The organism is Rahnella ecdela (genome assembly GCF_019049625.1).
Lineage (GTDB): Bacteria > Pseudomonadota > Gammaproteobacteria > Enterobacterales > Enterobacteriaceae > Rahnella > Rahnella ecdela.
Genome location: NZ_JAFMOY010000133.1, coordinates 375,761 through 401,697, shown reverse-complemented (window position 1 = coordinate 401,697; position 25,937 = coordinate 375,761). Strand labels below are relative to the sequence as shown.

Annotated in this window: 20 protein-coding genes; 16 read left to right on the top strand and 4 right to left on the bottom strand. The window is 52.6% G+C overall.

The window, feature by feature from the left end:
• The first annotated feature begins 37 nt into the window (after nucleotides 1–37).
• Nucleotides 38–2,020: a biosynthetic arginine decarboxylase gene (speA, locus tag J1784_RS25180; protein ID WP_113878236.1), complete on the top strand. Its 1,983-nt coding sequence runs from the start codon at nucleotides 38–40 to the stop codon at nucleotides 2,018–2,020.
• A gap of 267 nt (nucleotides 2,021–2,287) precedes the next feature.
• Entirely contained in the window at nucleotides 2,288–3,760 is a 1,473-nt protein-coding gene (locus tag J1784_RS25175) for an efflux transporter outer membrane subunit (RefSeq protein WP_217151638.1), read from the top strand.
• Between the two features lie 49 nt (nucleotides 3,761–3,809).
• On the opposite strand, the gene loiP (J1784_RS25170) is transcribed toward J1784_RS25175, so the two are convergent.
• Nucleotides 3,810–4,568, bottom strand: coding sequence for a metalloprotease LoiP (gene loiP / locus J1784_RS25170; protein WP_217151441.1), 759 nt, complete (start codon nucleotides 4,566–4,568; stop codon nucleotides 3,810–3,812).
• Nucleotides 4,569–4,762: 194 nt separating this feature from the next.
• The gene (gene loiP / locus J1784_RS25165; protein ID WP_120134044.1) at nucleotides 4,763–5,515 is read right to left on the bottom strand and encodes a metalloprotease LoiP; all 753 of its coding nucleotides are present in this window, start codon (nucleotides 5,513–5,515) and stop codon (nucleotides 4,763–4,765) included.
• A 248-nt stretch (nucleotides 5,516–5,763) separates the two neighbouring features.
• Between loiP (J1784_RS25165) and tkt the strand changes: the two genes are divergently transcribed.
• The 11 genes from tkt to J1784_RS25110 all read left to right on the top strand — a co-directional run bounded on the left by tkt (nucleotide 5,764) and on the right by J1784_RS25110 (nucleotide 20,580).
• Nucleotides 5,764–7,758: a transketolase gene (tkt, locus tag J1784_RS25160; RefSeq protein WP_217151440.1), complete on the top strand. Its 1,995-nt coding sequence runs from the start codon at nucleotides 5,764–5,766 to the stop codon at nucleotides 7,756–7,758.
• Nucleotides 7,759–8,256: 498 nt separating this feature from the next.
• Entirely contained in the window at nucleotides 8,257–9,273 is a 1,017-nt protein-coding gene (gene epd / locus J1784_RS25155; RefSeq protein ID WP_217151439.1) for an erythrose-4-phosphate dehydrogenase, read from the top strand.
• A 72-nt stretch (nucleotides 9,274–9,345) separates the two neighbouring features.
• Entirely contained in the window at nucleotides 9,346–10,509 is a 1,164-nt protein-coding gene (gene pgk, locus J1784_RS25150) for a phosphoglycerate kinase (RefSeq protein WP_120506544.1), read from the top strand.
• Nucleotides 10,510–10,638: 129 nt separating this feature from the next.
• Nucleotides 10,639–11,718: a class II fructose-bisphosphate aldolase gene (gene fbaA / locus J1784_RS25145; protein ID WP_056773197.1), complete on the top strand. Its 1,080-nt coding sequence runs from the start codon at nucleotides 10,639–10,641 to the stop codon at nucleotides 11,716–11,718.
• 133 nt (nucleotides 11,719–11,851) lie between these two features.
• Nucleotides 11,852–12,232: a lysozyme inhibitor LprI family protein gene (locus tag J1784_RS25140; RefSeq protein ID WP_217151438.1), complete on the top strand. Its 381-nt coding sequence runs from the start codon at nucleotides 11,852–11,854 to the stop codon at nucleotides 12,230–12,232.
• Between the two features lie 24 nt (nucleotides 12,233–12,256).
• A complete protein-coding gene (locus J1784_RS25135; protein WP_217151437.1) occupies nucleotides 12,257–13,339 on the top strand; it encodes a LacI family DNA-binding transcriptional regulator in 1,083 nt (360 codons plus the stop codon).
• 134 nt (nucleotides 13,340–13,473) lie between these two features.
• Nucleotides 13,474–16,572, top strand: coding sequence for a beta-galactosidase (locus J1784_RS25130; protein ID WP_217151436.1), 3,099 nt, complete (start codon nucleotides 13,474–13,476; stop codon nucleotides 16,570–16,572).
• 60 nt (nucleotides 16,573–16,632) lie between these two features.
• Entirely contained in the window at nucleotides 16,633–17,901 is a 1,269-nt protein-coding gene (locus J1784_RS25125) for an MFS transporter (RefSeq protein WP_217151435.1), read from the top strand.
• A gap of 134 nt (nucleotides 17,902–18,035) precedes the next feature.
• Entirely contained in the window at nucleotides 18,036–18,923 is an 888-nt protein-coding gene (gene mscS, locus J1784_RS25120; RefSeq protein ID WP_217151434.1) for a small-conductance mechanosensitive channel MscS, read from the top strand.
• Nucleotides 18,924–19,118: 195 nt separating this feature from the next.
• Nucleotides 19,119–19,736: an arginine exporter ArgO gene (argO, locus tag J1784_RS25115; protein ID WP_217151433.1), complete on the top strand. Its 618-nt coding sequence runs from the start codon at nucleotides 19,119–19,121 to the stop codon at nucleotides 19,734–19,736.
• Between the two features lie 103 nt (nucleotides 19,737–19,839).
• Nucleotides 19,840–20,580, top strand: coding sequence for an oxidative stress defense protein (locus tag J1784_RS25110; protein ID WP_217151432.1), 741 nt, complete (start codon nucleotides 19,840–19,842; stop codon nucleotides 20,578–20,580).
• A gap of 68 nt (nucleotides 20,581–20,648) precedes the next feature.
• Here J1784_RS25110 and J1784_RS25105 read toward each other — a convergent pair whose 3' ends face one another.
• Entirely contained in the window at nucleotides 20,649–21,479 is an 831-nt protein-coding gene (locus tag J1784_RS25105) for an SDR family oxidoreductase (protein ID WP_217151431.1), read from the bottom strand.
• Nucleotides 21,480–21,585: 106 nt separating this feature from the next.
• On the opposite strand from J1784_RS25105, the gene J1784_RS25100 reads away from it, so the two are divergent.
• Nucleotides 21,586–22,494, top strand: a complete 909-nt coding sequence (locus tag J1784_RS25100) for a LysR family transcriptional regulator (protein ID WP_217151430.1) — start codon at nucleotides 21,586–21,588, stop codon at nucleotides 22,492–22,494.
• Nucleotides 22,495–22,521: 27 nt separating this feature from the next.
• Here J1784_RS25100 and J1784_RS25095 read toward each other — a convergent pair whose 3' ends face one another.
• A complete protein-coding gene (locus tag J1784_RS25095; RefSeq protein WP_013576793.1) occupies nucleotides 22,522–23,424 on the bottom strand; it encodes a LysR family transcriptional regulator ArgP in 903 nt (300 codons plus the stop codon).
• 227 nt (nucleotides 23,425–23,651) lie between these two features.
• Here J1784_RS25095 and rpiA point away from each other — a divergent pair, with 227 nt between their 5' ends.
• Together rpiA and serA are read left to right on the top strand one after the other, a co-directional pair.
• Entirely contained in the window at nucleotides 23,652–24,314 is a 663-nt protein-coding gene (gene rpiA / locus J1784_RS25090) for a ribose-5-phosphate isomerase RpiA (RefSeq protein ID WP_013576792.1), read from the top strand.
• A gap of 336 nt (nucleotides 24,315–24,650) precedes the next feature.
• Nucleotides 24,651–25,889 carry a phosphoglycerate dehydrogenase gene (gene serA / locus J1784_RS25085; protein ID WP_217151429.1) on the top strand — a complete coding sequence of 413 codons (1,239 nt, stop codon included), beginning with the start codon at nucleotides 24,651–24,653 and terminating at the stop codon, nucleotides 25,887–25,889.
• Nucleotides 25,890–25,937 lie beyond the last annotated feature (48 nt).

Here is a 25,937-nt window from a genome sequence, read left to right as displayed (position 1 = left end):
GCTGGCCATGTTGTCAGTATAGAAAGAGGATTTACCTATGTCTGATGACATCCAGTCCCACCGTCCGTCACACGCGGGCGATACTGTTTCTTTGCGCTCCATGCAGGAGGTTGCCGTGAACGATCGTGATGCCAGCAAGATGCTGCGCACTTACAACGTTGCCTATTGGGGTAACAACTATTATGACGTCAACGAGCTGGGCCACATCAGTGTCTGCCCGGATCCTGACGTGCCTTCTGCCCGTGTTGATCTGGCACAGCTGGTAAAAGACATGCGTGAGCAGGACGGTCAGCGTCTGCCGGCATTGTTCTGTTTCCCACAAATTTTGCAGCACCGTCTGCGTTCGATTAACGCCGCGTTCAAACGTGCGCGCGAATCGTTCGGCTATGAGGGTGACTATTTCCTGGTTTATCCGATTAAGGTTAACCAGCACCGCCGCGTGATTGAATCGCTGGTTGAATCCGGTGAACCGCTGGGTCTGGAAGCAGGCTCGAAAGCTGAGCTGATGGCCGTTCTGGCGCACGCCGGAATGACCCGTTCCGTTATTGTTTGTAACGGCTACAAAGACCGCGAATACATTCGTCTGGCGCTGATCGGCGAGAAACTCGGTCACAAGGTATATCTGGTTATCGAGAAGATGACTGAGATTAAACTGGTGCTTGAAGAAGCGGAACGTCTGAACGTGATCCCGCGTCTGGGCGTGCGTGCGCGTCTGTCTTCACAGGGTTCCGGCAAATGGCAGTCCAGCGGTGGCGAGAAATCCAAATTCGGTCTGGCGGCTTCTCAGGTTCTGCAACTGGTCGAAATGCTGCGTGAAGCCGGGCGTCTGGAAAGCCTGCAACTGCTGCACTTCCATCTGGGTTCACAGCTGGCGAATATCCGCGATATATCGACCGGCGTGCGTGAGTCAGCGCGTTTCTACGTAGAACTGCACAAGCTGGGCGTCAACATTCAGTGCTTCGACGTTGGCGGCGGTTTGGGCGTGGATTACGAGGGCACCCGTTCGCAGTCTGACTGCTCGGTGAACTACGGCCTGAACGAATACGCCAACAATGTCATTTGGGGTATCGGCGATGCGTGTAATGAACATGGTCTGCCACATCCGACGGTAATCACCGAGTCTGGTCGCGCCGTAACCGCGCACCACACCGTGCTGGTGTCCAACGTGATTGGCGTTGAGCGCAACGAATTTAAAGAGCCGGTCGCGCCTGAAAATGACGCACCGCGTGCGCTGGGCAGCATGTGGGATACCTGGAACGAAATGCACGACCCGGAAAACCGCCGCTCGCTGCGTGAATGGCTGCATGACAGCCAGATGGACTTGCACGATGTCCATTCGCAGTATGCGCACGGTATTCTGGATCTGACTCAGCGCGCCTGGGCAGAAGATATCTACCTGAATATCTGCAACAAAATTCAGGATCAGCTGGATCCGAGCAACCGTGCGCACCGTCCGATCATCGACGAATTGCAGGAACGTATGGCGGACAAACTGTACGTCAACTTCTCGCTGTTCCAGTCAATGCCAGATGCGTGGGGTATCGATCAGCTGTTCCCGGTTCTGCCGCTCGAAGGTCTGGATAAGCCACCGGTAGGTCGTGCGGTTCTGCTCGATATCACCTGTGACTCTGACGGTACTATCGATCACTACATCGACGGTGACGGCGTGGCGACCACCATGCCAATGCCGCCATACGACCCTGAGAATCCGCCAGTGCTGGGCTTCTTTATGGTCGGTGCGTACCAGGAAATCCTCGGTAACATGCATAACCTGTTCGGTGATACGGCGGCGGTTGACGTGTTTGTGTTCCCTGACGGCAGCATCGAAGTGCAGCAGTCGGACGAAGGCGATACCGTAGCCGACATGCTGGAATACGTGCAGCTGGATCCAAACGTGTTGCTGGCCCGCTTCCGTGATCAGGTGAAAGAAACCGATCTGGACGCCGAGCTGCAGGCGCAATTCGTTGAAGAATTTGAATCCGGTTTATACGGTTATACGTATCTGGAAGAAGATGAATAAGCGTAGTGACATTTTATAGATGATTCATCAGCGCCCGATATTATTCGGGCGTTTTTATTTGCATTGTGAATGCAACGCTTATAACTCATATTAAATATTAATTAATACCTCACTAAATTCTATGCATTAAAATAATTTCTCTGCAAATATCTCCCGTCCGCACGCTTTAACAATTTACCTGCGTATTTATCCCGTATCGTTCGCCTCATTATTTCCCTTTCTTCCCTGTCTATTATATTTGTTGAGTGAATAGTTAAATTGAAATCAATTCATGAGTTTTATAAAAATAAAATAATATCGTCATTTATTTTATTGCCTTTATTTCTGTCTGTCGGCGGATGCGCGTGGGTGCATGATGAAAAACCGGCACTGCCTGTCACTGATATTGCAAAATTACGCACACCGGAAGTCCCGGCATCTGCCATGCGCGAATGGCCGGGTTCTGACTGGTGGCTGAATTACCATAATCCGCAATTAAATGCGCTGGTTGAGCAGGCACTGAAAGACTCGCCTTCGATAGCCGTTGTGCAACAGCGTGTCGAACTGGCGAAAGCGAAGATCAAGATGCAGGAGGCCAATGGCGGTCCGCAACTGGATTTCGGTGCGGATGTTGAGCGGCAGAAAATGTCCGCCGAAGGTGTGATGGGTCCGTTTGCGCTGGATGATCCGGCAGCGGGAACCACCGGTCCGTGGTATACCAACGGCACATTCGGTTTACAAGGCAGCTATGAGTTGGATCTGTGGGGCAAAAACCGTGCGGAAATTCAGTCTGCGCTGGGGGTTTCACAGGCGAAACACGCTGAGCTGGCCGAAGCTCATTTACTGGTTTCTTCGGCGGTGGTCGAGTTGTACTGGGACATCCAGACATACATGGCGCTGCATCAGACTTTGCTGGATTTACGTGAGCAGGAAGCCATCATCGCCAAAACGGATCAGCAGCTCTATACGCAGGGAGTTCGTTCTTCTTTCGATGACACCAGTACCAAAATTCGTCTGGCGAAAATTGACGAAAAAATTGATGCTTCAAAAGGTCGCCTGCTATTGTTGCAAACATCCTTGCAGGCGATGCTCGGGCTGAAATCGCCAGCGGTTCATCTGACACCGGTTGCTTTGCCGCCGGTCAGGGAAAGCCTGCCGCCACGACTCGACTATGAATTGCTGGCGCGCCGTCCGGACTTACAGGCTGCGCACTGGTATATCGAATCCTCCCTGAGCGCAGTAGATGCGGCGCACGCTGCATTTTATCCAAGCATCAATCTGATGGGGTTCCTGCAATACGATGCCTTGCATATGAGTGATTTGTTCCGCAGTTCGGCCCAGCAAATGGGCGTCGTCGCCGGGCTCACATTACCGATATTTGACAGCGGCAGGCTCAACGCCAATCTGGATATTGTGCGCACCAGCAGCAATCTGAGCATTGCTTCGTATAACAAGGCAGTCGTCGATGCGGTAACCGACGTGGTGAAAAGTGCCAGTCAGGTACAGACCCTTTCCACTGAAAATGCACATCAGCAAACGGCAGTCGACGGCAGTCAGCATCTGTGGGAACTGACCCGGCAGCGATATGAAGTGGGGATCCTCAGCGGGGCCGATGTCGCCAGAGCGAAATTGCCATTGTTGCAGGAACAGGCGACTCAAATTCAGATGCAGGGCGAATGGATCAGTGCTGATATTCACCTGACCCGGGCGCTGGGGGGCGGTTACCGTGCTGCAGAACCTGATCCCGCTCACCACGGTTGAAATGAAAAGGGGGCATTTAAAAATGCCCCCAGGAGATTACTTCCGCAACTTATTTATTGTCAGCAATACGCTGTTTGATATGGTCTGCGCGTTCCTGAGATGGCGGATGCGAGCTGAACAAACTCTTCTCGCTGCCACCGCTCATTTTCGCCAGTTTCTCAAACGCCGTGACTAAACCTTTGGTAGGTAGCCCGCGTTTTTTCAGCAAGTCATAGGAATAATCGTCAGCGTCAGATTCCTGTTTCTGAGAGAACTGCGCGTTGATCAGGTCCTCACCGAGATCAGCCAGCTGGGTACTGGAAAGTTGTCCTGCAATGCCACCGGCTGCGCCTGCTGCATTGTGCGCGGCAGAAGCGCTGTATGCGACCTGCATGGCTTTTTTGGTGTGACCCAGAGCAACGTGGCCCATTTCATGGCCCAGTACGCCTTCCACTTCATCGTCGGTCATCATGTCCATCAGGCCGCTGTAGACGCGGATACAGCCGTTGGCCATCGCCCAGGCGTTCACGTCGCTGGTGAGATAAACTTTATAATTGGCCGGTGTGCCATTGATGTTATTGCCGAGGTTTTTGGCAATTTTATTCAGTCGTTTCGTATATTTGCTTTTTGTTGAGGCAATCTGTGATTCGCCGTCCATCGCTTTACAGGCTCCGTCCGTCATATTGATGACATCCTGATCCGTCAGCGTGGCCGCTTTGTAAGCATCTGAACCGGATTTCATCATGGCGTCAGTATTTAATGCGCCGTTCTGACAACCGCTTAATAATACCGCCACGCCTAATGCCAGTGAGGTTAAACGAAAATTCATAATCCATCTTCCTTAATAGTTAAATTAAATGCTGAGAAAGAATAACTAATCGGGTTAAGGAAGCGAGGAAAAGCACGACGGGAATGTTATTTTCAGATTTAGTGATGGCTTATTTCTATTAATCAGAAAGTTAGAAAAATAATAGACGTTTGAAGGTAAAAGGGATGCGAAAAATAACGCATCCCGTGAACGAGTTATTTACCGGAAGCTATGCGATCGCGAATATGCTGAGCGCGGGCTTCAGAGGAAGGGTGATCGTCAAACCAGCCTATACTGCTTCCCTGATCAAGTTTCGCCAGTTTCTCAAAACTGGTTGCCAGACCGGTCGGATCGATGCCACGTTTTTTCAGCAAATCAAAAGAATAATCATCGGCTTCAGATTCCTGTTTCTGCGAGAATTGCGCATTGACGTATTTCTCGCCCAGATCAGCCAGCTGTGACTGGGACAGAGTGGCGCTGACTCCGCCGAGTGAAGAAATCGCAGAGCGCGCCGCCGTGGTGCTGTAAGCCACCTGCATGGCTTTGCGGGTGTGGCCCAGCGCGACGTGACCCATTTCATGGCCCAGCACGCCTTCGACCTCGTTGTCGTTCATCATATCCATCAGGCCGCTGTAAACGCGGATACAGCCGTTGGCCATCGCCCAGGCGTTGACGTCTTTAGTCAGATAAACCTTATAGTTGGCGGGCGTACCGTTGATGTTATCGCCCAGAGCGGCGGAAATTTTCTTCAGACGTTGTGCGTATTCGCTGTCGTCGGGAGCAATCTGGGCTTTTTTATCCATTTCTTCACAAGACTGCACGCTCAGCGTTTTAACGTCGGCGTCACTCAGCGTATACGCCTGATAAGCCTGAGCGCCGGATTGCATTAAGGTATCGGTATTGACAGTTGCGCAGCCACTGACCAGCGACGCGGCAAAAAGACTTAACATAACAGGACGAAATTTCATCAGTTCAGATTCCCAGACAAGATAAGCAAAGGTGGAAAAGCAGTCACAAAAAGGCGCTGACTGTAAGAATAGCGTTAAGGTAGGTTTTTCGCAGTACCCGATCTATAGTGTAAGTCCGAAAAAACGCACTGATTTAAAAGCGGATTTTGTGAACTTAATCACGAGAGTGATTAGAGATTGCCGTTTTAATGCCGAGTCTGAGAAAATGACTTTCTTGACTGCTTTTTTAATCCGACCTGGAGTAGAACATGTCCTCTCGTAAAGAGCTTGCGAACGCTATTCGCGCACTTAGTATGGATGCCGTGCAGAAAGCGAATTCCGGCCACCCTGGTGCCCCTATGGGCATGGCAGATATTGCCGAAGTGCTGTGGCGCGATTACCTGAACCATAACCCGACCAACCCGCACTGGGCTGACCGCGACCGCTTCGTGCTGTCAAACGGTCATGGTTCAATGCTGATTTACAGCCTGCTGCACCTCACTGGCTATGAGCTGCCGATGAGCGAATTGGCAAACTTCCGTCAGCTGCATTCCAAAACCCCGGGTCACCCTGAATACGGCTACACTCCAGGCGTTGAAACCACCACGGGTCCGCTGGGGCAGGGTATCGCGAACGCCGTTGGTTTTGCTATTGCAGAACGCACGCTGGCTGCGCAGTTCAACAAACCAGGCCATGACATCGTCGATCACCAGACTTATACATTCCTGGGTGACGGCTGCATGATGGAAGGCATTTCTCACGAAGTGTGTTCTCTGGCCGGTACCATGAAGCTCGGCAAACTGACCGCATTTTATGATGACAACGGTATCTCCATCGACGGCCACGTAGAAGGCTGGTTCACTGATGATACTGCTAAACGTTTCGAAGCTTACGGCTGGCACGTCGTGCGCGGTGTTGATGGTCACAATCCTGACGCCATCAAAGCGGCTATCGAAGAAGCACATAAAGTGACTGATAAGCCATCCCTGCTGATGTGCAAAACCGTGATCGGTTTCGGTTCGCCGAACAAAGCCGGTACTCACGATGTGCATGGCGCGGCACTGGGTGCTGCTGAAGTTGCTGCAACCCGCGAAGCGCTGGGCTGGAAATACGCTGCGTTTGAAATCCCGCAAGATATCTATGTTCAGTGGGATGCAAAAGAAGCGGGTAAAGCGAAAGAAGCTGCATGGAACGACAAGTTCGATGCTTACGCTAAAGCGCATCCTGAACTGGCAAAAGAGTTCAAACGTCGTGTGAACGGCGAGCTGCCAGCGAACTGGGAAACCGAAGCACAGAAATTCATCGAACAGCTGCAGGCTAACCCTGCGAACATCGCCAGCCGTAAAGCGTCCCAGAATGCGCTGGAAGCTTTCGGTAAAGTGTTGCCTGAATTCCTGGGCGGCTCCGCTGACCTGGCACCAAGCAACCTGACCATGTGGTCTGGTTCTAAGTCTATCGGCGACGATCAGGCGGGTAACTACATCCATTACGGCGTGCGTGAATTCGGCATGACGGCGATCACCAACGGTATCGCACTGCACGGCGGCTTCCTGCCGTACTCTGCGACCTTCCTGATGTTCGTGGAATACGCGCGTAATGCTGTGCGTATGGCTGCGTTGATGAAAATCCGCAACGTGTTCGTCTACACTCATGACTCTATCGGTCTGGGCGAAGATGGCCCGACGCACCAGCCTGTTGAGCAAATCGCCAGCCTGCGCGTTACGCCAAACATGAGCACCTGGCGTCCTGCGGATCAGGTTGAATCTGCCGTGGCATGGAAATACGCGATTGAGCGTAATGATGGCCCGGTAACCCTGATCTTCTCCCGTCAAAACCTGACCCAGCAACCACGTACCGCTGAGCAACTGGCAAACGTGGCACGCGGTGGTTATGTGCTGAAAGATTGCGACGGTACGCCGGAAGTGATCCTGATAGCGACCGGTTCTGAAGTGGGTATCACCGTAGAAGCGGCTGATAAACTGGCGGCTGTGGGCACTAAAGTGCGCGTGGTTTCCATGCCTTCAACTGACGCCTTCGATAAACAAGATGCGGCTTACCGTGAATCAGTCTTGCCGAAAGCTGTTTCTGCACGTGTTGCGGTTGAAGCGGGTATCGCGGATTACTGGTTCAAATACGTTGGCCTGAACGGCGCTATCGTCGGTATGCACAGCTTCGGCGAATCTGCTCCGGCAGACCTGTTGTTTAAAGAGTTCGGTTTCACTGTTGATAACGTTGTTGCTCAGGCGCAAGCGTTACTGAAGTAATTCCGTTTTCCAGAAAATTGAAAAGCACCTTCGGGTGCTTTTTTTTCGCCTGCAATTTTCTGCGTTAGGTCTCAGTTTCGCGCTAAATGACGCAGGTCAAACCGTCAGGGTGCGGACTCAGCTAAACTCGCTGCATTATGACGCTGTTTCATTAAGTCAGTTTTTGAGAATAATCACTGTCGAAAAGGTGATGAAAAAGTAAAATCACTGTGAATACACGGAATTGACTGGTGTTTTTTTAAGCGTTTGGCGCGATTAATGCGTCTGCGACTGACGAATTATTCCTTTTATTCATTGTTTGGTTTATTCTCAGCTGAACCGTTTCAGTCGGGCTATTTGAGCTTAACATCGTCACCAGGTTGTTATCGTGCCTGATACTGAAATTTTCTGCCTCACGCATTTGTGCAGACAGATGACGATGGTGATTCACCGTAAACGCACGCTGCATTACTATAGGTGTTACTGATATTGAGTAACAACCGTGTAACAGGGAGATGTATGCCAATACGTATTGCAATTAATGGCTTTGGTCGCATTGGCCGTAGCGTATTGCGCGCGTTATACGAATCCGGGCGTCGGGCGGAAATATCCGTCATTGCCATCAATGAAATTGCCAGCCCTGAAGGCATGGCCCATCTGCTTAAATATGACTCCAGCCACGGTCGCTTCGCATGGGATGTCCGCCAGGAAGGTGAGAACCTTTACGTCGGCGATGACTCCATCCGTTTACTTCATCAGCCTGATGCCAGCCAGTTGCCCTGGGGCGAACTGAGCATTGACGTGGTGCTCGATTGCACCGGCGTTTACGGCAGTCGCGAAGACGGTGAAGCACAGCTTGCGGCCGGAGCCAAAAAAATTCTGTTCGCGCACCCAGGCGGTCATGATCTTGACGCCACGGTGGTTTACGGTGTGAACCACGATCTGCTCGAACGCCAGCACCGCATTGTGTCCAATGCGTCCTGCACCACCAACTGTATTATCCCTGTGATCAAGCTGCTCGACGATGCTTTCGGCATTGAGTCCGGCACCGTAACGACCATCCATTCTTCAATGAATGACCAGCCGGTCATCGATGCGTATCACGCGGATTTACGCCGTACGCGCGCTGCCAGCCAGTCCATTATTCCGGTCGATACTAAACTGGCCGCAGGGATCACGCGCATCATGCCCAAATTCTGCGATCGCTTTGAAGCGATCTCGGTGCGCGTGCCGACAATCAATGTTACAGCCATTGATCTGAGCGTATTTGTCGAGGGTTCTGTGACGGTAGACGAGGTGAACCAGCTGCTGCAAAAGGCCGCAACAGGCGCTTTTCGTGGTATAGTTGACTATACCGAACTACCATTAGTCTCGACAGATTTTAACCACGATCCCCACAGCGCCATCGTAGATGGAACGCAGACGCGGGTAAGTGGAAAGCACCTGATAAAAACACTGGTCTGGTGCGATAACGAGTGGGGTTTTGCCAACCGAATGTTGGATACAACATTGGCAATGTCCGCTAGCGGTTTCTAGTACGGCTGTTCCGGCCTTCTGGCCGAAATTGCCTTCAAGCAACTTTAAAGAGAATCAACGAGAGGATTCACCATGTCTGTTATTAAGATGAGCGATCTGGATTTAGCGGGTAAACGCGTACTGATCCGTGCCGATCTGAACGTGCCAGTTAAAGATGGCAAAGTAACTTCAGATGCACGTATCCGCGCTTCTTTGCCAACCATCGAAATTGCCCTGAAACAAGGCGCACGCGTGATGGTTACCTCGCATCTGGGTCGTCCGACTGAAGGCGAATATAACGAAGAGTTTTCTCTGCTGCCGGTTGTTAACTACCTGAAAGACAAGCTGTCTTCTCCTGTACGTCTGGCTAAAGACTATCTGGATGGCGTTGAAGTTGCCGAAGGCGAGCTGGTTGTTCTGGAAAACGTTCGCTTTAACAAAGGCGAAAAGAAAGACGACGAAGCCCTGTCCAAAAAATACGCTGCCCTGTGTGACATCTATGTGATGGATGCATTCGGTACTGCGCATCGCGCGCAGGCTTCTACTCACGGCGTGGGCAAATTTGCTCCAATCGCTTGTGCAGGTCCGCTGCTGTCTGCAGAACTGGAAGCACTGGGTAAAGCACTGGGTAACCCGGCTCGTCCGATGGTGGCTATCGTTGGCGGTTCTAAAGTTTCTACCAAACTGACCGTTCTGGATTCCCTGTCCAAAATCGCTGACCAGCTGATCGTTGGCGGTGGTATTGCGAACACCTTCGTGGCTGCTCAAGGCAACAACGTCGGTAAATCCCTGTACGAAGCAGACCTGGTCGGTACTGCAAGCAAATTGCTGGAAACCTGCGACATTCCTGTCCCTACAGATGTTCGTGTGGCCACTGAGTTTTCCGAAACTGCAACTGCCACTGTGAAGTCTGTTAAAGACATCAAAGATGACGAACAAATTCTCGACATGGGCGACGAGTCTGCATATCGCCTGGCTGAGATCATTAAAAACGCTAAAACCATTCTGTGGAATGGTCCTGTAGGCGTGTTCGAGTTCCCTAACTTCCGTAAAGGGACTGAGATTGTGGCGCAGGCTATTGCTGACAGCGAAGGTTTCTCTATCGCAGGCGGCGGCGACACTCTTGCAGCTATCGACCTGTTCGGTATCGCTGACAAAATTTCCTATATCTCTACTGGCGGTGGCGCATTCCTGGAATTCGTTGAAGGGAAAGCACTGCCAGCGGTTGTGATGCTGGAAGAGCGTGCTAAGAAGTAATGAACCCTGAGCGGGGAGCCAGCGGCTTCCTGTTCTTCTTTGCCGCGCGAGGGGCTGCACAGTGGAACTCGCGCGACATAGCAAACCGATTCAATCCATCTACGGCCGACGAATACAGGACAAAGAACTATGTCTAAAATTTTTGATTTCGTAAAACCAGGCGTTATCACTGGTGATGATGTACAGAAAGTTTTCGCTATTGCTAAAGAAAACAAATTTGCTCTGCCAGCGGTTAACTGCGTAGGCACCGACTCTATCAATGCCGTTCTCGAAGCTGCTGCGAAAGTCCGTTCACCGGTTATCGTTCAGTTCTCTAACGGTGGCGCTGCGTTCATCGCGGGTAAAGGCCTGAAAACTGACGTGCCACAGGGCGCGGCAATCCTGGGCGCAATCTCTGGCGCGCATCACGTGCACCAGATGGCAGAACATTACGGCGTGCCAGTTATCCTGCACACCGACCACTGCGCGAAAAAACTGCTGCCATGGATCGACGGTCTGTTGGACGCGGGTGAAGCTCACTTCGCCAAAACTGGTAAGCCACTGTTCTCTTCACACATGATCGACCTGTCTGAAGAATCTCTGGAAGAAAACATCGAAATTTGCAGCAAGTACTTAGCTCGCATGGCAAAACTCGACATGACTCTGGAAATCGAACTGGGTTGCACCGGCGGTGAAGAAGATGGCGTAGACAACAGCCATATGGACGCATCTGCACTGTACACTCAGCCACAAGACGTTGATTACGCATACGAAAAACTGAACGCTATCAGCCCGCGTTTCACTATCGCTGCGTCATTCGGTAACGTACACGGTGTTTACAAACCAGGTAACGTTAAACTGACTCCAACGATCCTGCGCGATTCTCAGGAATACGTCTGCAAGAAACACAACCTGCCACACAACAGCCTGAATTTCGTATTCCACGGCGGTTCCGGTTCTACTGCAGCAGAAATCAAAGAATCTGTAGGCTACGGTGTTATCAAAATGAACATCGACACCGATACCCAGTGGGCTAACTGGGACGGTATCCTGCAGTTCTACAAGAAAAACGAAGCTTACCTGCAAGGTCAGTTGGGTAACCCGGAAGGCGCGGACAAACCTAACAAGAAATTCTATGACCCGCGCGTATGGCTGCGTTCTGCTCAGTCTTCCATGGTGACTCGCCTGGAACTGGCATTCAAAGAACTGAACGCAATCGACGTACTGTAATTCTTACGCTTCCGGTGCTTGACCACCGGAATGTGAGGATAATCGTCAAAGGGGCTTCGGCCCCTTTTTTATTGCCCGTTTTATCTTCACAATATCAATTCTGTTAACGGAAACGCCTCTGGCGGAGAAAATTATGCGTCTAGCTTTGTTCGCGTTATTTGCCCTGACACCGTTTGTTCATGCTGCGGAAGTTGATTGTAAAAATGCCACGACGCAGATGGATATGAATATCTGTGCCGGACAGGATTTCAAGCGCAGCGATGCGTTGTTAAATCAGGCCTACAAACAAAAAATGGCGCAACTTACGCCGGAGCAGCAAACCAAATTCAAAGCAGCCCAGCGTAGCTGGATTGCATTTCGTGATAACGACTGCGCCTTTATGTCTTCCGGCGTTGACGGCGGGTCAGTTCAGCCGATGATTTATTCAGGTTGTCTTCAGCAGAAAACCGAGCAGCGCACCAAAGAAATTAATGACATTCTGCACTGCGAAGAAGGCGATTTAAGCTGTCCATAACATGAAGTCTGAAGGTAGAAAGCCATGAAGCCAAAATCTGTCACCCTTGATGATGTTGCGCGCCACGCGGGTGTGTCCTATCAGACCGTCTCGCGCGTACTGAATCAGGCGGCGCACGTGTCGGTCAGAACGCGCAATAAAGTCGAACAGGCGATGGCTGAGCTCAATTACGTGCCGAACCGTGTCGCCCAGCAACTGGCAGGCAAACAAAGCTACACCCTCGGACTGGCGACCACTGAACTGGCGCTGCATGCCCCTTCGCAAATTGCCTCGGCGATGAAAACCCGTGCTAACCAGTTAGGTTTCAACGTCGTGATTTCGATGATTGACAACCTGAGTCTGGCCGCCTGCCGCACAGCGGTGAACGAACTGATGTCGCAGCGTGTGGATGGCGTGCTGATTAACGTGCCGCTGTCGAATGACGATGCGGCTGCCATCGCGCAGCTTTGTGGCAATTTACCGGCGCTGTTTCTGGATGTGGATCCGCAGGCCGACGTTTTTAAAATTCTGTTTGATCCGCACTGCGGCGCACAGCAGGGCGTGGAACATTTGCTGGCGCTCGGGCATCAGCAAATCGCGGTGCTGACCGGCCCGCTGGAATCTATCTCTGCGCGTTTACGATATGAAGGCTGGCTGAGTACGCTGGCAACGCGTGATATTACGCCGTGTGCGATTCAGCACGGCGACTGGAGCGCGGCGTCGGGTTATCAGCAGGCGCTTTTGTTGCTCAGTCAGCCCGTCCGTCCGACGGCCATTCTGGTCGCCAATGATCAGATGGCGCTCGGCGTTTTGCGAGCCGTGCATGAATTTGGGCTGCGTGTGCCGGAGCAAATCTCAGTGATTGGCTACGATGATACCGAAGACAGCGCCTTTTTCTTCCCGCCGCTGACAACCATCAAACAGGATTTCCGCCTGCTCGGTCACGAGAGCATCAACCGGCTTGTCGATCATTTGCATAGGCATGGTGATCATCAGCAGTCCTCGCTGTTACTGCCAACTTCTCTGGTCGAACGCCACACCACCGCCAGACCTGGCGAAGAAAATGTGTCACATGAAACCTTATCTCAGGAACTGATCCGCATCGCGCGTCAGCTCAGCGCGCTTTGATCCTCTTTTAACGATCTCAGGATGCGGAATTTGTGATCCGCGTCCCTTTCCGGCGTCCCTCTGCTTTACTTACTCTCTCCGGTTACGCATGTTTATATTATTGTGAGCGCATAACAATTTACCGGGGAGATATTATGAGTCCATCAGCGGAAGATAAATTATCATCGCTGGCCAACGTTCTGGCCCGCCGTGACTGGGAAAAACCTGCCTCGACGCAGTGCAACAGATTACCTGCGCATCCGCCGTTTAACAGCTGGCGCGAAGCTGAAAATGCCAGAGAAAATCAGCCGTCAGAAAACCTTCGCAGCCTGAACGGCGAGTGGGGGTTCAGTTATTTTAACCGCCCGGAGGCGGTACCGGAGCAATGGTTGCAACAGGATCTGGCCGGTGCAGACCGCGTGCAGGTGCCGTCAAACTGGCAGCTGGCAGGCTATGACGCGCCGATTTATACCAACGTGCAGTATCCGATCCCGGTGAATCCACCGTTTGTACCGCAGGAAAACCCTACCGGTTGTTACTCGCTCACACTTTCTGTGGATAATGACTTGCTGAACAGCGGGCAGACGCGCATCGTGTTTAACGGCGTCAATTCGGCATTCTATCTGTGGTGCAACGGTCAGTGGATTGGTTATTCGCAGGACAGCCGTTTACCGGCGGAATTCGATCTCAGTGATGTGCTGCATGCCGGTGAAAATCGTCTGGCGGTGATGGTGCTGCGCTGGAGCGACGGCAGCTATCTGGAAGATCAGGATATGTGGCGCATGAGCGGCATCTTCCGTGACGTCACCCTTCTGCATAAACCGGCTGATCAAATCACCGACTTGCAGGTGCGCACGCATCTGTTCCACAGCTTCACGCAGGCCGAACTGGAAGTGCAGGTCAGTGCCGCCGTGCCGCAGGAAAACGCTGCTGAATACCAGGTGCGCGTTCAGTTGTGGCAGGGCGATGAGCCGGTCACGGAGCTGCAGCAGGCGCTCGGAAGCGAAATCATTGATGAACGCGGGGCGGCATATGATCGCACCACGCTGCGTCTGCCGGTCAGTCATCCGGCATTATGGAGTGCCGAACAGCCCGCTCTTTACCGCGCGGTGGTTTCCCTGATTTCTCCGCAGGGTCAGCTTATCGAAGCTGAAGCCTGCGACGTCGGTTTCCGTCAGGTGGAAATCAGCAACGGGTTGCTGAAAGTGAACGGCCAGCCGGTGCTGATCCGCGGGACCAACCGTCACGAGCATCATCCTGAAAACGGTCAGGTGATGGATGAAGCGACAATGCGCGGCGACATCGTGCTGATGAAGCAGCACAACTTCAATGCCGTTCGCTGCTCGCATTATCCTAACCATCCGCTGTGGTACAAACTTTGCGATGAATACGGCCTGTATGTGGTCGACGAAGCCAATATCGAAACCCACGGCATGCAACCGATGAACCGCCTGTCGGACGATCCGGTGTGGTTCAATGCCTTTAGTGAACGCGTTACGCGTATGGTCCAGCGCGACCGTAATTATCCCTGCATCATCATCTGGTCGCTGGGCAACGAATCCGGTCATGGTGCGAATCATGACGCGCTGTACCGCTGGATCAAATCCGTCGATCCGACACGTCCGGTGCAATATGAAGGTGGCGGTGCCAACAGCGCGGCGACCGACATTATCTGCCCGATGTACTCCCGCGTTGAGCAGGATCAGCCGTTCCCGGCGGTACCCAAATGGTCGATTAAAAAGTGGATCAGTATGCCGGATGAAACACGCCCGCTGATCCTCTGCGAATACGCCCATGCCATGGGCAACAGCTTCGGCGGCTTTGATAAATACTGGAAAGCGTTCCGTCAGTTCCCGCGTTTACAGGGCGGTTTTGTCTGGGACTGGGTAGATCAAAGTCTGCTGCGCACCGGCGAAGATGGCGAACGTTATATGGCTTACGGTGGTGATTTTGGTGATACGCCTAACGATCGTCAGTTCTGCATGAACGGGCTGGTATTTGCCGACCGCACGCCGCATCCGTCGTTGTTTGAAGCGCAGCGCGCCCAGCAATTCTTCCAGTTCTCGCTGACCGGCACTTCGCCGCTGACGCTGGAAATTCAAAGTGAATACCTGTTCCGTCACAGCGATAACGAGCAGCTGGTCTGGCGAATCGAACGTGACGGTGACGTCATTTCTGAGGGCGAAACGGTGCTCAATATCGCGCCAAACGGCAAACAAACATTGGAACTGGGCGATATCCCTCAGGCAGCCGGAGATTTGTGGCTGAACGTCGCGGTGCATCAGCCGCAGGCGACAGCGTGGTCCGAAGCCGGACATCGCAGCGCCTGGGATCAGTGGCAGTTGCCGCAGCCGCTGAGCCTGCCGGTACCGGAGAAAATCTCCGCTGCTGCGCCGGTTCTGGATCAACAGGGTGACCTGATTTCTGTCGTGCACGGTGCGCAACGCTGGCAGTTCAGTCAGCAGAGCGGGCAGCTGGAACAATGGTTTGATGGCAAAACGCCGCGTCTGCTTTCTGCACTTCGCGATCAGTTTGTGCGTGCGCCGGTGGATAACGATATCGGTGTCAGTGAAGTGACTCGTATTGACCCGAATGCCTGGGTGGAGCGCTGGAAAGCCGCCGGAATGTATCAGCTGGAATCGCGTCTGCTCAATATATCCGCCGATCAGTTGCAGGACGGCGTGGTGATCATTACCACGCACGCGTTTATGGCCGGTGAAGAAACTTGCCTGCTGAGTCACAAAATTTTCCGCATCGATAATCAGGGCGAACTGCATATCAGTGCTGATGTCCGCGTGGCGTCAAACGTACCTTCTCCGGGGCGTATCGGCCTGACCTGTCAGCTGGCGGAAACCGCAGAAAAAGTCAGCTGGCTGGGGTTAGGACCACACGAAAACTATCCGGATCGCCGTCTGGCCGCACAACACGGACGCTGGACTTTGCCACTGGCTGATCTCTATACACCCTACGTTTTCCCGACAGAAAACGGCCTGCGCACAGAGACGCGCGAGCTGGATTATGCCGGATGGAAACTGCGCGGTAATTTCCACTTTGGCCTGAGCCGCTACAGCCTGCAACAGCTGACGGACACCAGCCATCGTCACCTTTTGCGTGAAGAAGAGGGTACCTGGCTGAACATCGACGGCTTCCATATGGGCGTCGGCGGCGATGATTCATGGAGCCCGAGCGTCAGTCCGGACTTCCTGCTGACCGCTGGTCAGTATCATTATTCGTTCACCTGGAAACGTGCCTGACAGCCTGCGCCGCCGGGTTAATCCCCGGCGGTGTAATATTCAGACGTAAGGAAACTGCTTATGTATTACCTGAAAAATACTAACTTTTGGATGTTCGGGCTGTTCTTCTTCTTTTACTTTTTCATCATGGGTGCCTACTTCCCGTTCTTCCCGATCTGGCTGCATGACATCAACCACATCAGTAAAAGCGATACCGGCATTATCTTTGCCAGCATCTCGTTATTCTCGCTGATGTTCCAGCCGGTGTTTGGTTTACTGGCCGATAAACTGGGGCTGAAAAAGCATCTGCTGTGGATCATCACTGGCATGCTGGTTCTGTTCGCGCCGTTCTTTATTTATGTTTTTGGTCCGTTGCTCAAGATAAACATTTATCTCGGATCGGTGGTCGGCGGGATTTACCTCGGACTGATTTACAACGCCGGTGCGCCAGCTATTGAGGCTTACATTGAGAAGGTCAGCCGTCGCAGCAGCTTTGAATTTGGTCGTGCGCGTATGTTTGGTTGTGTCGGCTGGGCGCTGTGCGCGTCGGTGGTCGGCATCATGTTTACCATCAACAACGAATTCGTGTTCTGGCTGGGCTCCGGTTGTGCGGTGATCCTCGCCATTCTGTTGCTGATCGCCAAACCGGAAGTCACCCCGAGCGCCCGCGTCGCCAATGAACTGGGAGCGAACTCCAAACCGTTCAATCTCAAACTGGCGCTGGAGCTGCTGAAAGACAAAAAACTGTGGTTCCTGGCGTTGTACGTGATTGGCGTTTCCTGCACCTATGACGTATTCGACCAGCAGTTTGCTAACTTCTTTACCTCGTTCTTCTCGTCATCTTCAGAGGGGACGCGGGTCTTTGGCTACGTGACCACGATGGGGGAATTGCTTAACGCCTGCATCATGTTCTTCGCGCCGCTGATTGTGAACCGTATTGGGGGCAAGAATGCGCTGCTGCTGGCCGGGATGATTATGTCGGTACGCATCATTGGCTCTTCATTTGCTTCTTCACCGCTGGAAGTGGTGGTGCTGAAAACGCTGCATATGTTTGAAATCCCTTTCCTGATTGTGGGTTGTTTCAAATACATCACATCGGTGTTTGAAGTGCGTTTCTCCGCGACAATTTATCTGGTCACATTCTGCTTCTTCAAGCAGGTGGCGATCATGTTTATGTCCGTCTTCGCCGGGAACATGTATGACCGTATCGGTTTCCACGGCACGTACCTGATCCTTGGTTTAGTGGCACTGACCTTCACCATAATCTCAGTCTTTACGCTGAGCGGTCGCGGACCATTGCAGGCCTTCAAAGCAGCGGAACCGCTGAAAAACAGCCACGCAAATTCTTAATTCATCGGAAGTCTTTCGTGCAGAATTGGCACTTCATCACTTTGTTAGTTAACCTTAAAGCACACTTGCTGCCCGCCTCGTCGGGCAGTTTTGTTTTTTACAGCCCGTCAGGGTGTAATTTTGAGGTACTTTAAATGGATGATTTAAAAGTTGTGGGCAGCATTAATAATGCTGGCAACTGGCTGGTGAGAAACCAGGCGTTACTGCTTCATTATGCTGTGAATATTGTGGCGGCTATTTTCATTCTGATTATCGGTATGATTATCGCCCGTGCCGTCTCCGGTGCCGTAAGCCGGGTCTTAAAAATTCGTGGCATTGATATCACAGTTTCCGATTTCCTTTCCGCTATGGTGCGTTACGCGATTATCGCGTTCACGCTGATTGCAGTTCTGGGGCGAATTGGCGTGCAAACCACGTCCGTGATTGCGGTCATCGGTGCCGCCGGTCTGGCCGTTGGTCTGGCATTACAGGGTTCGCTTTCTAACTTTGCAGCAGGCGTTTTGCTGGTGATCTTCCGTCCGTTCCGCGCCGGTGAGTATGTTGATCTCGGTGGTGTAGCCGGTACGGTCACTCAGGTGCAAATTTTCTCGACCACCCTGCGTACGCCGGACAACAAAATCATTGTGGTACCGAACGGTAAAATCATCGCCGGTAATATCATCAACAACTCCCGCGAACCGACAAGCCGTATCGACCTGACCATCGGCGTGGGCTATGACTCTGACATCGATCTGGTGAAGCAACTTCTGACCGAAATCGTTTCTGCCGATCCGCGTGTATTGAAAGACAAAGACGTCGTGGTTCGTCTGAACGAAATGGCAGCGTCTACCCTGAATTTCATCGTGTACGCATGGACCAACAACGGTGATGCGCAGAACGTGAAATGGGATCTGCTGGAGTCGTTCAAGCGCGCCCTGGATAAAAACAAAATCAATATTGCTTACCCGCAAATGGATGTTCACCTTTATCAGGTGGCGAATTCGGCAGACAACCAGCAGGAAGAACGACGCTCGTTCGAGTAACAGATTCTTGCCGGATTCAGATTTCAGAGGCGCCTGCGGGCGCTTTTTTTATGCCGCAGATTGACGATATGTGTTTATAAGCCAGTCTAATGAGCGATTAGAAATATCCATTTCCTCTTATGCCAGCAAAGCCCTTACACTGCGCGAACTTTCTGTCATCAACTCTTTGTTATCAACTCTCTGAAGGATATCCCCGTGCTGGCTATTTTCCTGCAAGGACTGGCGATGAGCGCCGCAATGATTTTACCGATTGGCCCGCAGAATGCGTTTGTGATGAACCAGGGCATTCGTCGCCAGTATCACCTGATGATTGCCGGATTGTGCGCGCTGAGCGATATCGCACTGATCTGCGGCGGCATCTTTGGTGGCAGTGCGCTGCTGAGCCAATCCCCGACTTTACTGATGCTGGTCAGCTGGGGCGGCGTGGCGTTTTTACTCTGGTATGGCTGGGGCGCGTTTCGCACGGCATTCAGCAAAAATCCCGAACTGGCGCAGGCCGAAGTGGCGAAACAAAGCCGCTGGAAAATTGTCGTCAGTATGCTGGCGGTCACCTGGCTGAACCCGCATGTTTATCTCGATACTTTCGTGGTGCTCGGCAGCCTCGGCGGCAGCCTGAGTCACGATGAGCGGTCGTGGTTTGCGCTCGGCGCGGTCAGTGCTTCTGTCATTTGGTTCTTCGGGCTGGCCATTCTCGCCGCCATGCTGGCTCCGTGGCTGAATACCGGCAAAGTGCAGCGGGTCATCAACTTTATCGTTGGCGCGATTATGTGGGGCATTGCCGTACAACTGGCGCGTCAGACAGGGGTATTTTAAGTTTTGTCACTAATCTTAGTTTCTGTTGTAACGGATTATGCTACGGTTTCGCAGATTGTTTTGACCATCTATTGCCAGATCTTTGATGATTAATGGAGGCACTGTGAAACTGAAAGCATTAGCTGTAGCAGCGATGTTGGGATTAGGGACATTACCTTTGGCGTTGCAGGCGGCGGAATTACCAGCCGGACCGCATGTGGTAACGTCAGGCACGGCGAGCGTGGATGCCACGCCGGATATCGCGACGCTGGCGATTGAAGTCAGCGTTTCGGCGAATGATTCAGCCAGCGCAAAAAAACAGGCTGATGAACGCGTAGCGGCATATTATGCGTTCCTGCAGAAAAACGGCATTGAGAAAAAAGATATCAATGCGGCTAACCTGCGCACTCAGCCGGAATATAACTACCTGAAAGATGGAACTTCACAGCTGAAAGGCTACCGTGCCGTGCGTCAGGTGCAGGTGACGTTACGTCAGCTGGACAAACTCAACGAACTGCTGGATGGCGCACTGAAATCAGGCCTGAATGAAGTGCGTGCAGTAGAACTGGGTGTGGCGAATCCGGATAAATTCCGTGATGAAGCGCGTCAGAAAGCGATTGAAAACGCCACGCAGCAGGCAAAATCTCTGGCCGAAGGTTTCCACACCAAGCTGGGGCCGGTTTACAGCATTCGCTATCACGTAGCCAACTATCAGCCTATGCCGGTGGCGCGGATGTATAAAACTGCCGAAGCCGCAGGGCAGAGCGATGTCGCGCAAACCTACGAGCAGCAGAGCATTCATTTCGACGATCAGGTCGATGTGGTGTTCGAATTGCAGCCGCAGGCTCCGGCACCCGCTCAGTAAAAACGATGCCGTCATAATGAAAAAACCCGCTCCGGCGGGTTTTGTGTTTATGGACATGCGCTTTCCGGCTACGCTTTTTTATCAGCAGAAAACGTGACTTCTTTCTGTGCCTCCAGAACCCTTAATCTTTCCGTCAGTGCCTGACTCACCGATGCATAAGCCGTACTGCCCAACGCCAGACGCAAAGGTGGATTTACTTCATCGGCAGCGGCTATCATCGCCCTGACGGTATTCAGTGCATCACCTTTAATGGCGAAATCACCGGATGCAATCGCACGGCGTACCTCACCGGCGGGCGTAGTTTCATAGCAGGCCATCGGTTCTGCGTGATCCAGCCCTGCGCCAAATTCCGTGCTTGTCGGGCCGGGTTCAATAATCAGGAAGTCGATGCCAAACGGTTTCACTTCCTGTGCCACTGATTCGACAAATCCTTCAATTCCCCATTTGGTCGCATGGTAAAGGCTGAAATTCGGATAGGCGATTTGCCCGCCTTCTGATGAAACCTGCACAATCCTCCCGCCACCTTGTGCGCGCAGGTGCGGTAACACGGCGCGGATAAGCTGGATTGAACCCACCAGATTAGTGGCGATCTGACGGTCGATCTGTCCATCACTCACTTCTTCACCTGCGCCAAACAGACCATAACCTGCATTGCTGACCACCACATCAATACGCCCGGCTTTGGCAAACGCATTGCTGACGGCTGCTCTCATTGCCTGAGTGTCGGTGACGTCGAGCATGATGATATGCAACTGGTCGCCGTAACGTGCCTGCAAATCGCCAAGTGCGCCCGGCTTGCGTAATGTCGCGATCACTTTGTCGCCGCGCAGAAGCAGCTGTTCAGTGATCAAACGGCCAAGGCCCGTTGATGTGCCCGTAATAAACCATGTCTTTGTCATTCTCAAATTCCTCAGTCGCAGGAGTTGCCAGACATTCAGGGTAGGGCAATACTATTGATGCGTTAATATCCAATAAACCGCATGAACAGGTGAAAATTAACCACCAATGAACACGTCATCCTCAAACAAACCGACACTGGCAGAACTCAGAGCTTTTATGGCCATTGCCGAACACGGGAGTTTCCGCCGCGCCGCCGACCTTCTGGGCATGACACGATCTTCGCTCAGCCATGTTATGCGCGGCCTGGAAGATCGCCTTGGCGCTCGTCTTTTGCACCGCACCACGCGCAGTGTGTCGCTGACCGAAACGGGGGAACGCCTGCTGAAACGCATCGATCCGCTGATGAGCGGGCTGGATGCCGCACTGGAAGATGTGGCGGGTGAGCAGGGACGACTGACCGGCGAACTACGCATTAACGGCAGCGAAGGGGCTATCCGCCTGTTGTTGCGAAATTTTGTGCCGGATTTTATGGCGCGCTGTCCCGGTGTCACGCTGGATCTGGTGGCTGAAGGAAAGCTGGTGGATATTGTCGGGCAAGGGTTTGATGCGGGGATCCGCCTGGGAGAAGCCGTACCACGGGACATGATCGCCGTGCGGCTCAGCCCTGATTTGCGATTTCTGGCCGTAGCGTCACCGGATTATCTGTCGACGCATCCGGCTCCTGAAATACCGGATGATCTCACCCGCCATCAGTGCCTGCGTCAGCGCCTGCCCAGCGGAAAACGCTATCGCTGGGAATTTCAAAAACGCGGAGAGGAAGTTGCGGTGGATGTGCCGGGAAATCTGACGCTGGATAATACGCAACTGATGGTTGAGGCCGCGCAGGAAGGGTTGGGGATCGCCTATGTTCCTGAAGATTATGCGCGGGCAGCGCTGAAAGAAGGGCGTTTAATCACGGTGCTGGAAGACTGGTGTCCACCGATCTCCGGTTTATTTCTGTATTTCTCGGGAAACCGGCATGTGCCTGCGGCTTTACGGGCATTGATCGAGATGGTCCGGGAGAAAAACGCTTAATCGTCGCTTTTCACACCGGAATTTTTATCAGTCCTGACGCAATACCTGATGACCGTGGGCGATCAGCGCGTCTGTCACTTTACGCATCATGCGGCTTTCCGGCGCAAAGCGGTGCCAGTAAAGCATACGCCGCTGGAACAGGCCGGGTGTCAGGTCGATCAGTTCGCCGCTTTCCAGCTCTTTCTCAATCTGTAAATGCGGGATCATACAGCAGGTCGTGCCCTGACGAGCCAGTTGCACGAAGGCTTCCGACGAGTTAACGATATGGCATGGCACGCTGCCCGGTGACAAATCGAAATTCTGTTGCAGGAAGGCCTGATGCATATCGTCCAGATGGTCAAACGCCACCGCAGGTGCTTTTAGCAAAGCGGAGCGGGTGACGCCGTTCGGGAAATAGCGATCGGCAAAAGGTTTGGAGCCGACAAATAAATAGTCCAGCGCGCCAAGTTGATCCACCAGACAGCTCGGCAGCGGTTGTGGCTGAATACTCACCGCACCGACCACTTCGCCGCGACGCAGACGTTCCTGCGTGCGCGTTTCATCTTCCACCTGCAAATTCAGACGGATAGGGGAATCAACCAGCACCGATTTCAGCGCCGGTAACAACCATGTCGCCAGACTGTCGGCGTTGACCGCCAGCGAAAGCAGCAATGGCGTATCATTACTTTCATTATTGCTGTCACTGCCAAGCCACTCTTCTTCCAGCAATTCCACCTGATGCAGTAATGCCAGCAATTTCTGGCCCTGCTCGGTCGGGCGGGGCGGCACCGTGCGCACCAGCAAAGGCTGGCCGAACAAATTTTCCAGTTGTTTAATGCGCTGAGAGACGGCCGATTGTGTGATGCAAAGCTTCTGTGCGGCGCGCTCAAAACCGCGCTCGCGGATCACCGCGTCCAGTGCCTGCAGCGTTCTATAGTCCGGGCGTTTCATCGGAGTTCTGTCCCTTAGATTTAATTTTATCCGAACACTATGCCACAGATTGTCAGGATTTGTGGTGAGGAAAATCTTTGAGTTTGCAGCGCAATTGCACTTAATAAGTGTGATCTGGCTGCGGTGATGTTTATCCAAATTGCCGGCACATGCTTTATAATCACCGGCACTATTCGTTCCATCGAAGCATTCACGCCACTTTCGTGTTATCAGACAGAGAAGCCATTATGACGCAGGAAGAATTGAAAAAAGCAGTCGGCTGGGCCGCACTGGATTACGTGACGCCGGGCACCATTGTCGGTGTGGGCACCGGATCCACCGCCGCACATTTCATTGACGCACTGGGTTCCATCAAAGGCCAGATAGAAGGCGCGGTTTCCAGCTCCGACGCCTCTACCGCTAAACTGAAAAGCTTAGGCATCCATGTTTTCGACAGCAATGAAGTGGACTCGCTCGATGTGTACGTCGATGGCGCTGATGAAATCAACGGTTCAATGCAGATGATCAAAGGCGGCGGGGCAGCGCTGACCCGCGAAAAAATCATTGCGGCGATTGCCAAAAAATTCATCTGTATCGTGGATGCTTCCAAGCAGGTTGACGTGCTGGGCAAATTTCCGCTGCCGGTAGAAGTGATCCCGATGGCGCGCTCTTACGTGGCGCGTGAACTGGTGAAACTCGGCGGCTTGCCGGAATACCGTCAGAATGTCCTGACTGACAATGGCAATGTGATCCTGGACGTGCATAATCTGAACATTCTGGATGCCGTCGCGATGGAAAATAAGATCAACAGTATTGCCGGTGTGGTGACTGTCGGCCTGTTTGCCAACCGTGGCGCTGACGTGGCGCTGGTCGGCACTTCTGAAGGCGTTAAAACTGTTAAGCTGAAATAAGCCAGCGATAAGCAGAAGATCTGGCTGCTCTGAGAAAAGCAGCCAGACACACTCCTGTCATAACGCAATGTTATGAAGATGATAATTTTCTGGTTGAATCATCTTTTCTTCAAAAGCCTTAATTTGGTGACTTATGTCACATTCCTTATATTCTCCTCCTGAACGTCTGGCTTCATAAAATCTAACCAGCACGAAATGCTGAAAACTATCAGGCGAGGTGAGCCTTCTGCTACGGGGCAGGCAATCGTTTGTATTGATGATGGCGGATTTTTTGTTATGTTGGCTGTGATAGTCACCTTGCAGTTCGAATTCAGCCAGAAAATATAGGGTCGGGAAATGGCAAAAGTATCACTTGAGAAAGACAAGATTAAATTTTTGTTAGTGGAAGGCGTCCACCAAAGTGCGGTTGATACACTCCGCGCCGCGGGTTACACCAATATTGAATTTCACAAAGGTGCTTTAGACACGCAATCGCTGAAAGAATCGATCCGTGATGCGCACTTTGTTGGACTCCGATCGCGTACTCAGCTGACTGAAGAAGTGTTCCAGGCAGCCGAAAAACTGGTGGCTGTGGGGTGTTTCTGTATCGGGACCAATCAGGTTGATCTGAAAGCGGCGACCCGTCGCGGTATTCCGGTCTTCAACGCGCCGTTCTCCAATACCCGTTCAGTTGCCGAAATGGTGCTGGGTGAAATGCTGCTGATGATGCGTGGCATTCCTGAAGCCAACGCCAAAGCACACCGCGGAGTCTGGAATAAACTGGCCGTCGGCTCATTCGAAGCGCGCGGTAAGCGTCTGGGTATCATCGGTTACGGCCACATCGGTACGCAGCTGGGTATTCTGGCGGAAAGCCTGGGGATGCGCGTCTTCTATTATGACATCGAAAGCAAGCTGCCTTTGGGCAACGCGCAGCCGATTGCTACTCTGGAAGAACTGCTCAGCACCAGCGACGTCGTCACGCTGCACGTGCCGGAAACCCTGAGCACCAAAGACATGATTTCTGAAGTGCAGCTGGCGCAGATGAAGCCGGGTGCTTTGCTGATTAACGCCTCACGCGGTACGGTGATCGACATTCCTGCTCTGTGCAATGCACTGCGCAGCAAGCATCTTTCCGGCGCGGCTATCGACGTCTTCCCGGAAGAACCGGCAACCAACAGCGACCCGTTCAATTCTCCTCTGTGTGAATTCGACAACGTGCTGCTGACGCCACACATCGGTGGTTCGACGATGGAAGCGCAGGAGGGTATCGGTCTGGAAGTCGCGGGTAAACTGGCGAAATACTCTGACAACGGTTCAACGCTTTCTGCTGTTAACTTCCCGGAAGCGTCTCTGCCGGCACATACCGAGAAAGCCAGCCGTCTGCTGCATATCCACGAAAACCGTCCGGGCGTGCTGACCAGCATCAACCAGATTTTCGCGGAACAAGGCATCAATATTGCGGCGCAGTATCTGCAAACCAGCCCTGAAATCGGTTATGTGGTGATTGACGCAGAAACAGATCTCAACACGCTGACTACCGCGCTGCAACTGATGAAGGCCATTCCGGGCACCATCCGCGCGCGCCTGCTTTACTGATCGTATCATTCGTAAATAACAAAGCCGCCGAAAGGCGGTTTTTTTGTT

What these genes read in the sequence shown, in the direction of transcription:
- epd (WP_217151439.1), top strand. Translation starts at nt 8,257, where the DNA reads ATGCCAATACGTATTGCAATTAATGGCTTTGGTCGCATTGGCCGTAGC.
- loiP (WP_120134044.1), bottom strand. Translation starts at nt 5,515, where the DNA reads ATGAAATTTCGTCCTGTTATGTTAAGTCTTTTTGCCGCGTCGCTGGTC.
- pgk (WP_120506544.1), top strand. Translation starts at nt 9,346, where the DNA reads ATGTCTGTTATTAAGATGAGCGATCTGGATTTAGCGGGTAAACGCGTA.
- tkt (WP_217151440.1), top strand. Translation starts at nt 5,764, where the DNA reads ATGTCCTCTCGTAAAGAGCTTGCGAACGCTATTCGCGCACTTAGTATG.
- J1784_RS25105 (WP_217151431.1), bottom strand. Translation starts at nt 21,479, where the DNA reads ATGACAAAGACATGGTTTATTACGGGCACATCAACGGGCCTTGGCCGT.
- fbaA (WP_056773197.1), top strand. Translation starts at nt 10,639, where the DNA reads ATGTCTAAAATTTTTGATTTCGTAAAACCAGGCGTTATCACTGGTGAT.
- J1784_RS25135 (WP_217151437.1), top strand. Translation starts at nt 12,257, where the DNA reads ATGAAGCCAAAATCTGTCACCCTTGATGATGTTGCGCGCCACGCGGGT.
- serA (WP_217151429.1), top strand. Translation starts at nt 24,651, where the DNA reads ATGGCAAAAGTATCACTTGAGAAAGACAAGATTAAATTTTTGTTAGTG.
- mscS (WP_217151434.1), top strand. Translation starts at nt 18,036, where the DNA reads ATGGATGATTTAAAAGTTGTGGGCAGCATTAATAATGCTGGCAACTGG.
- loiP (WP_217151441.1), bottom strand. Translation starts at nt 4,568, where the DNA reads ATGAATTTTCGTTTAACCTCACTGGCATTAGGCGTGGCGGTATTATTA.
- J1784_RS25125 (WP_217151435.1), top strand. Translation starts at nt 16,633, where the DNA reads ATGTATTACCTGAAAAATACTAACTTTTGGATGTTCGGGCTGTTCTTC.
- J1784_RS25140 (WP_217151438.1), top strand. Translation starts at nt 11,852, where the DNA reads ATGCGTCTAGCTTTGTTCGCGTTATTTGCCCTGACACCGTTTGTTCAT.
- J1784_RS25130 (WP_217151436.1), top strand. Translation starts at nt 13,474, where the DNA reads ATGAGTCCATCAGCGGAAGATAAATTATCATCGCTGGCCAACGTTCTG.
- speA (WP_113878236.1), top strand. Translation starts at nt 38, where the DNA reads ATGTCTGATGACATCCAGTCCCACCGTCCGTCACACGCGGGCGATACT.
- rpiA (WP_013576792.1), top strand. Translation starts at nt 23,652, where the DNA reads ATGACGCAGGAAGAATTGAAAAAAGCAGTCGGCTGGGCCGCACTGGAT.
- J1784_RS25095 (WP_013576793.1), bottom strand. Translation starts at nt 23,424, where the DNA reads ATGAAACGCCCGGACTATAGAACGCTGCAGGCACTGGACGCGGTGATC.
- J1784_RS25100 (WP_217151430.1), top strand. Translation starts at nt 21,586, where the DNA reads ATGAACACGTCATCCTCAAACAAACCGACACTGGCAGAACTCAGAGCT.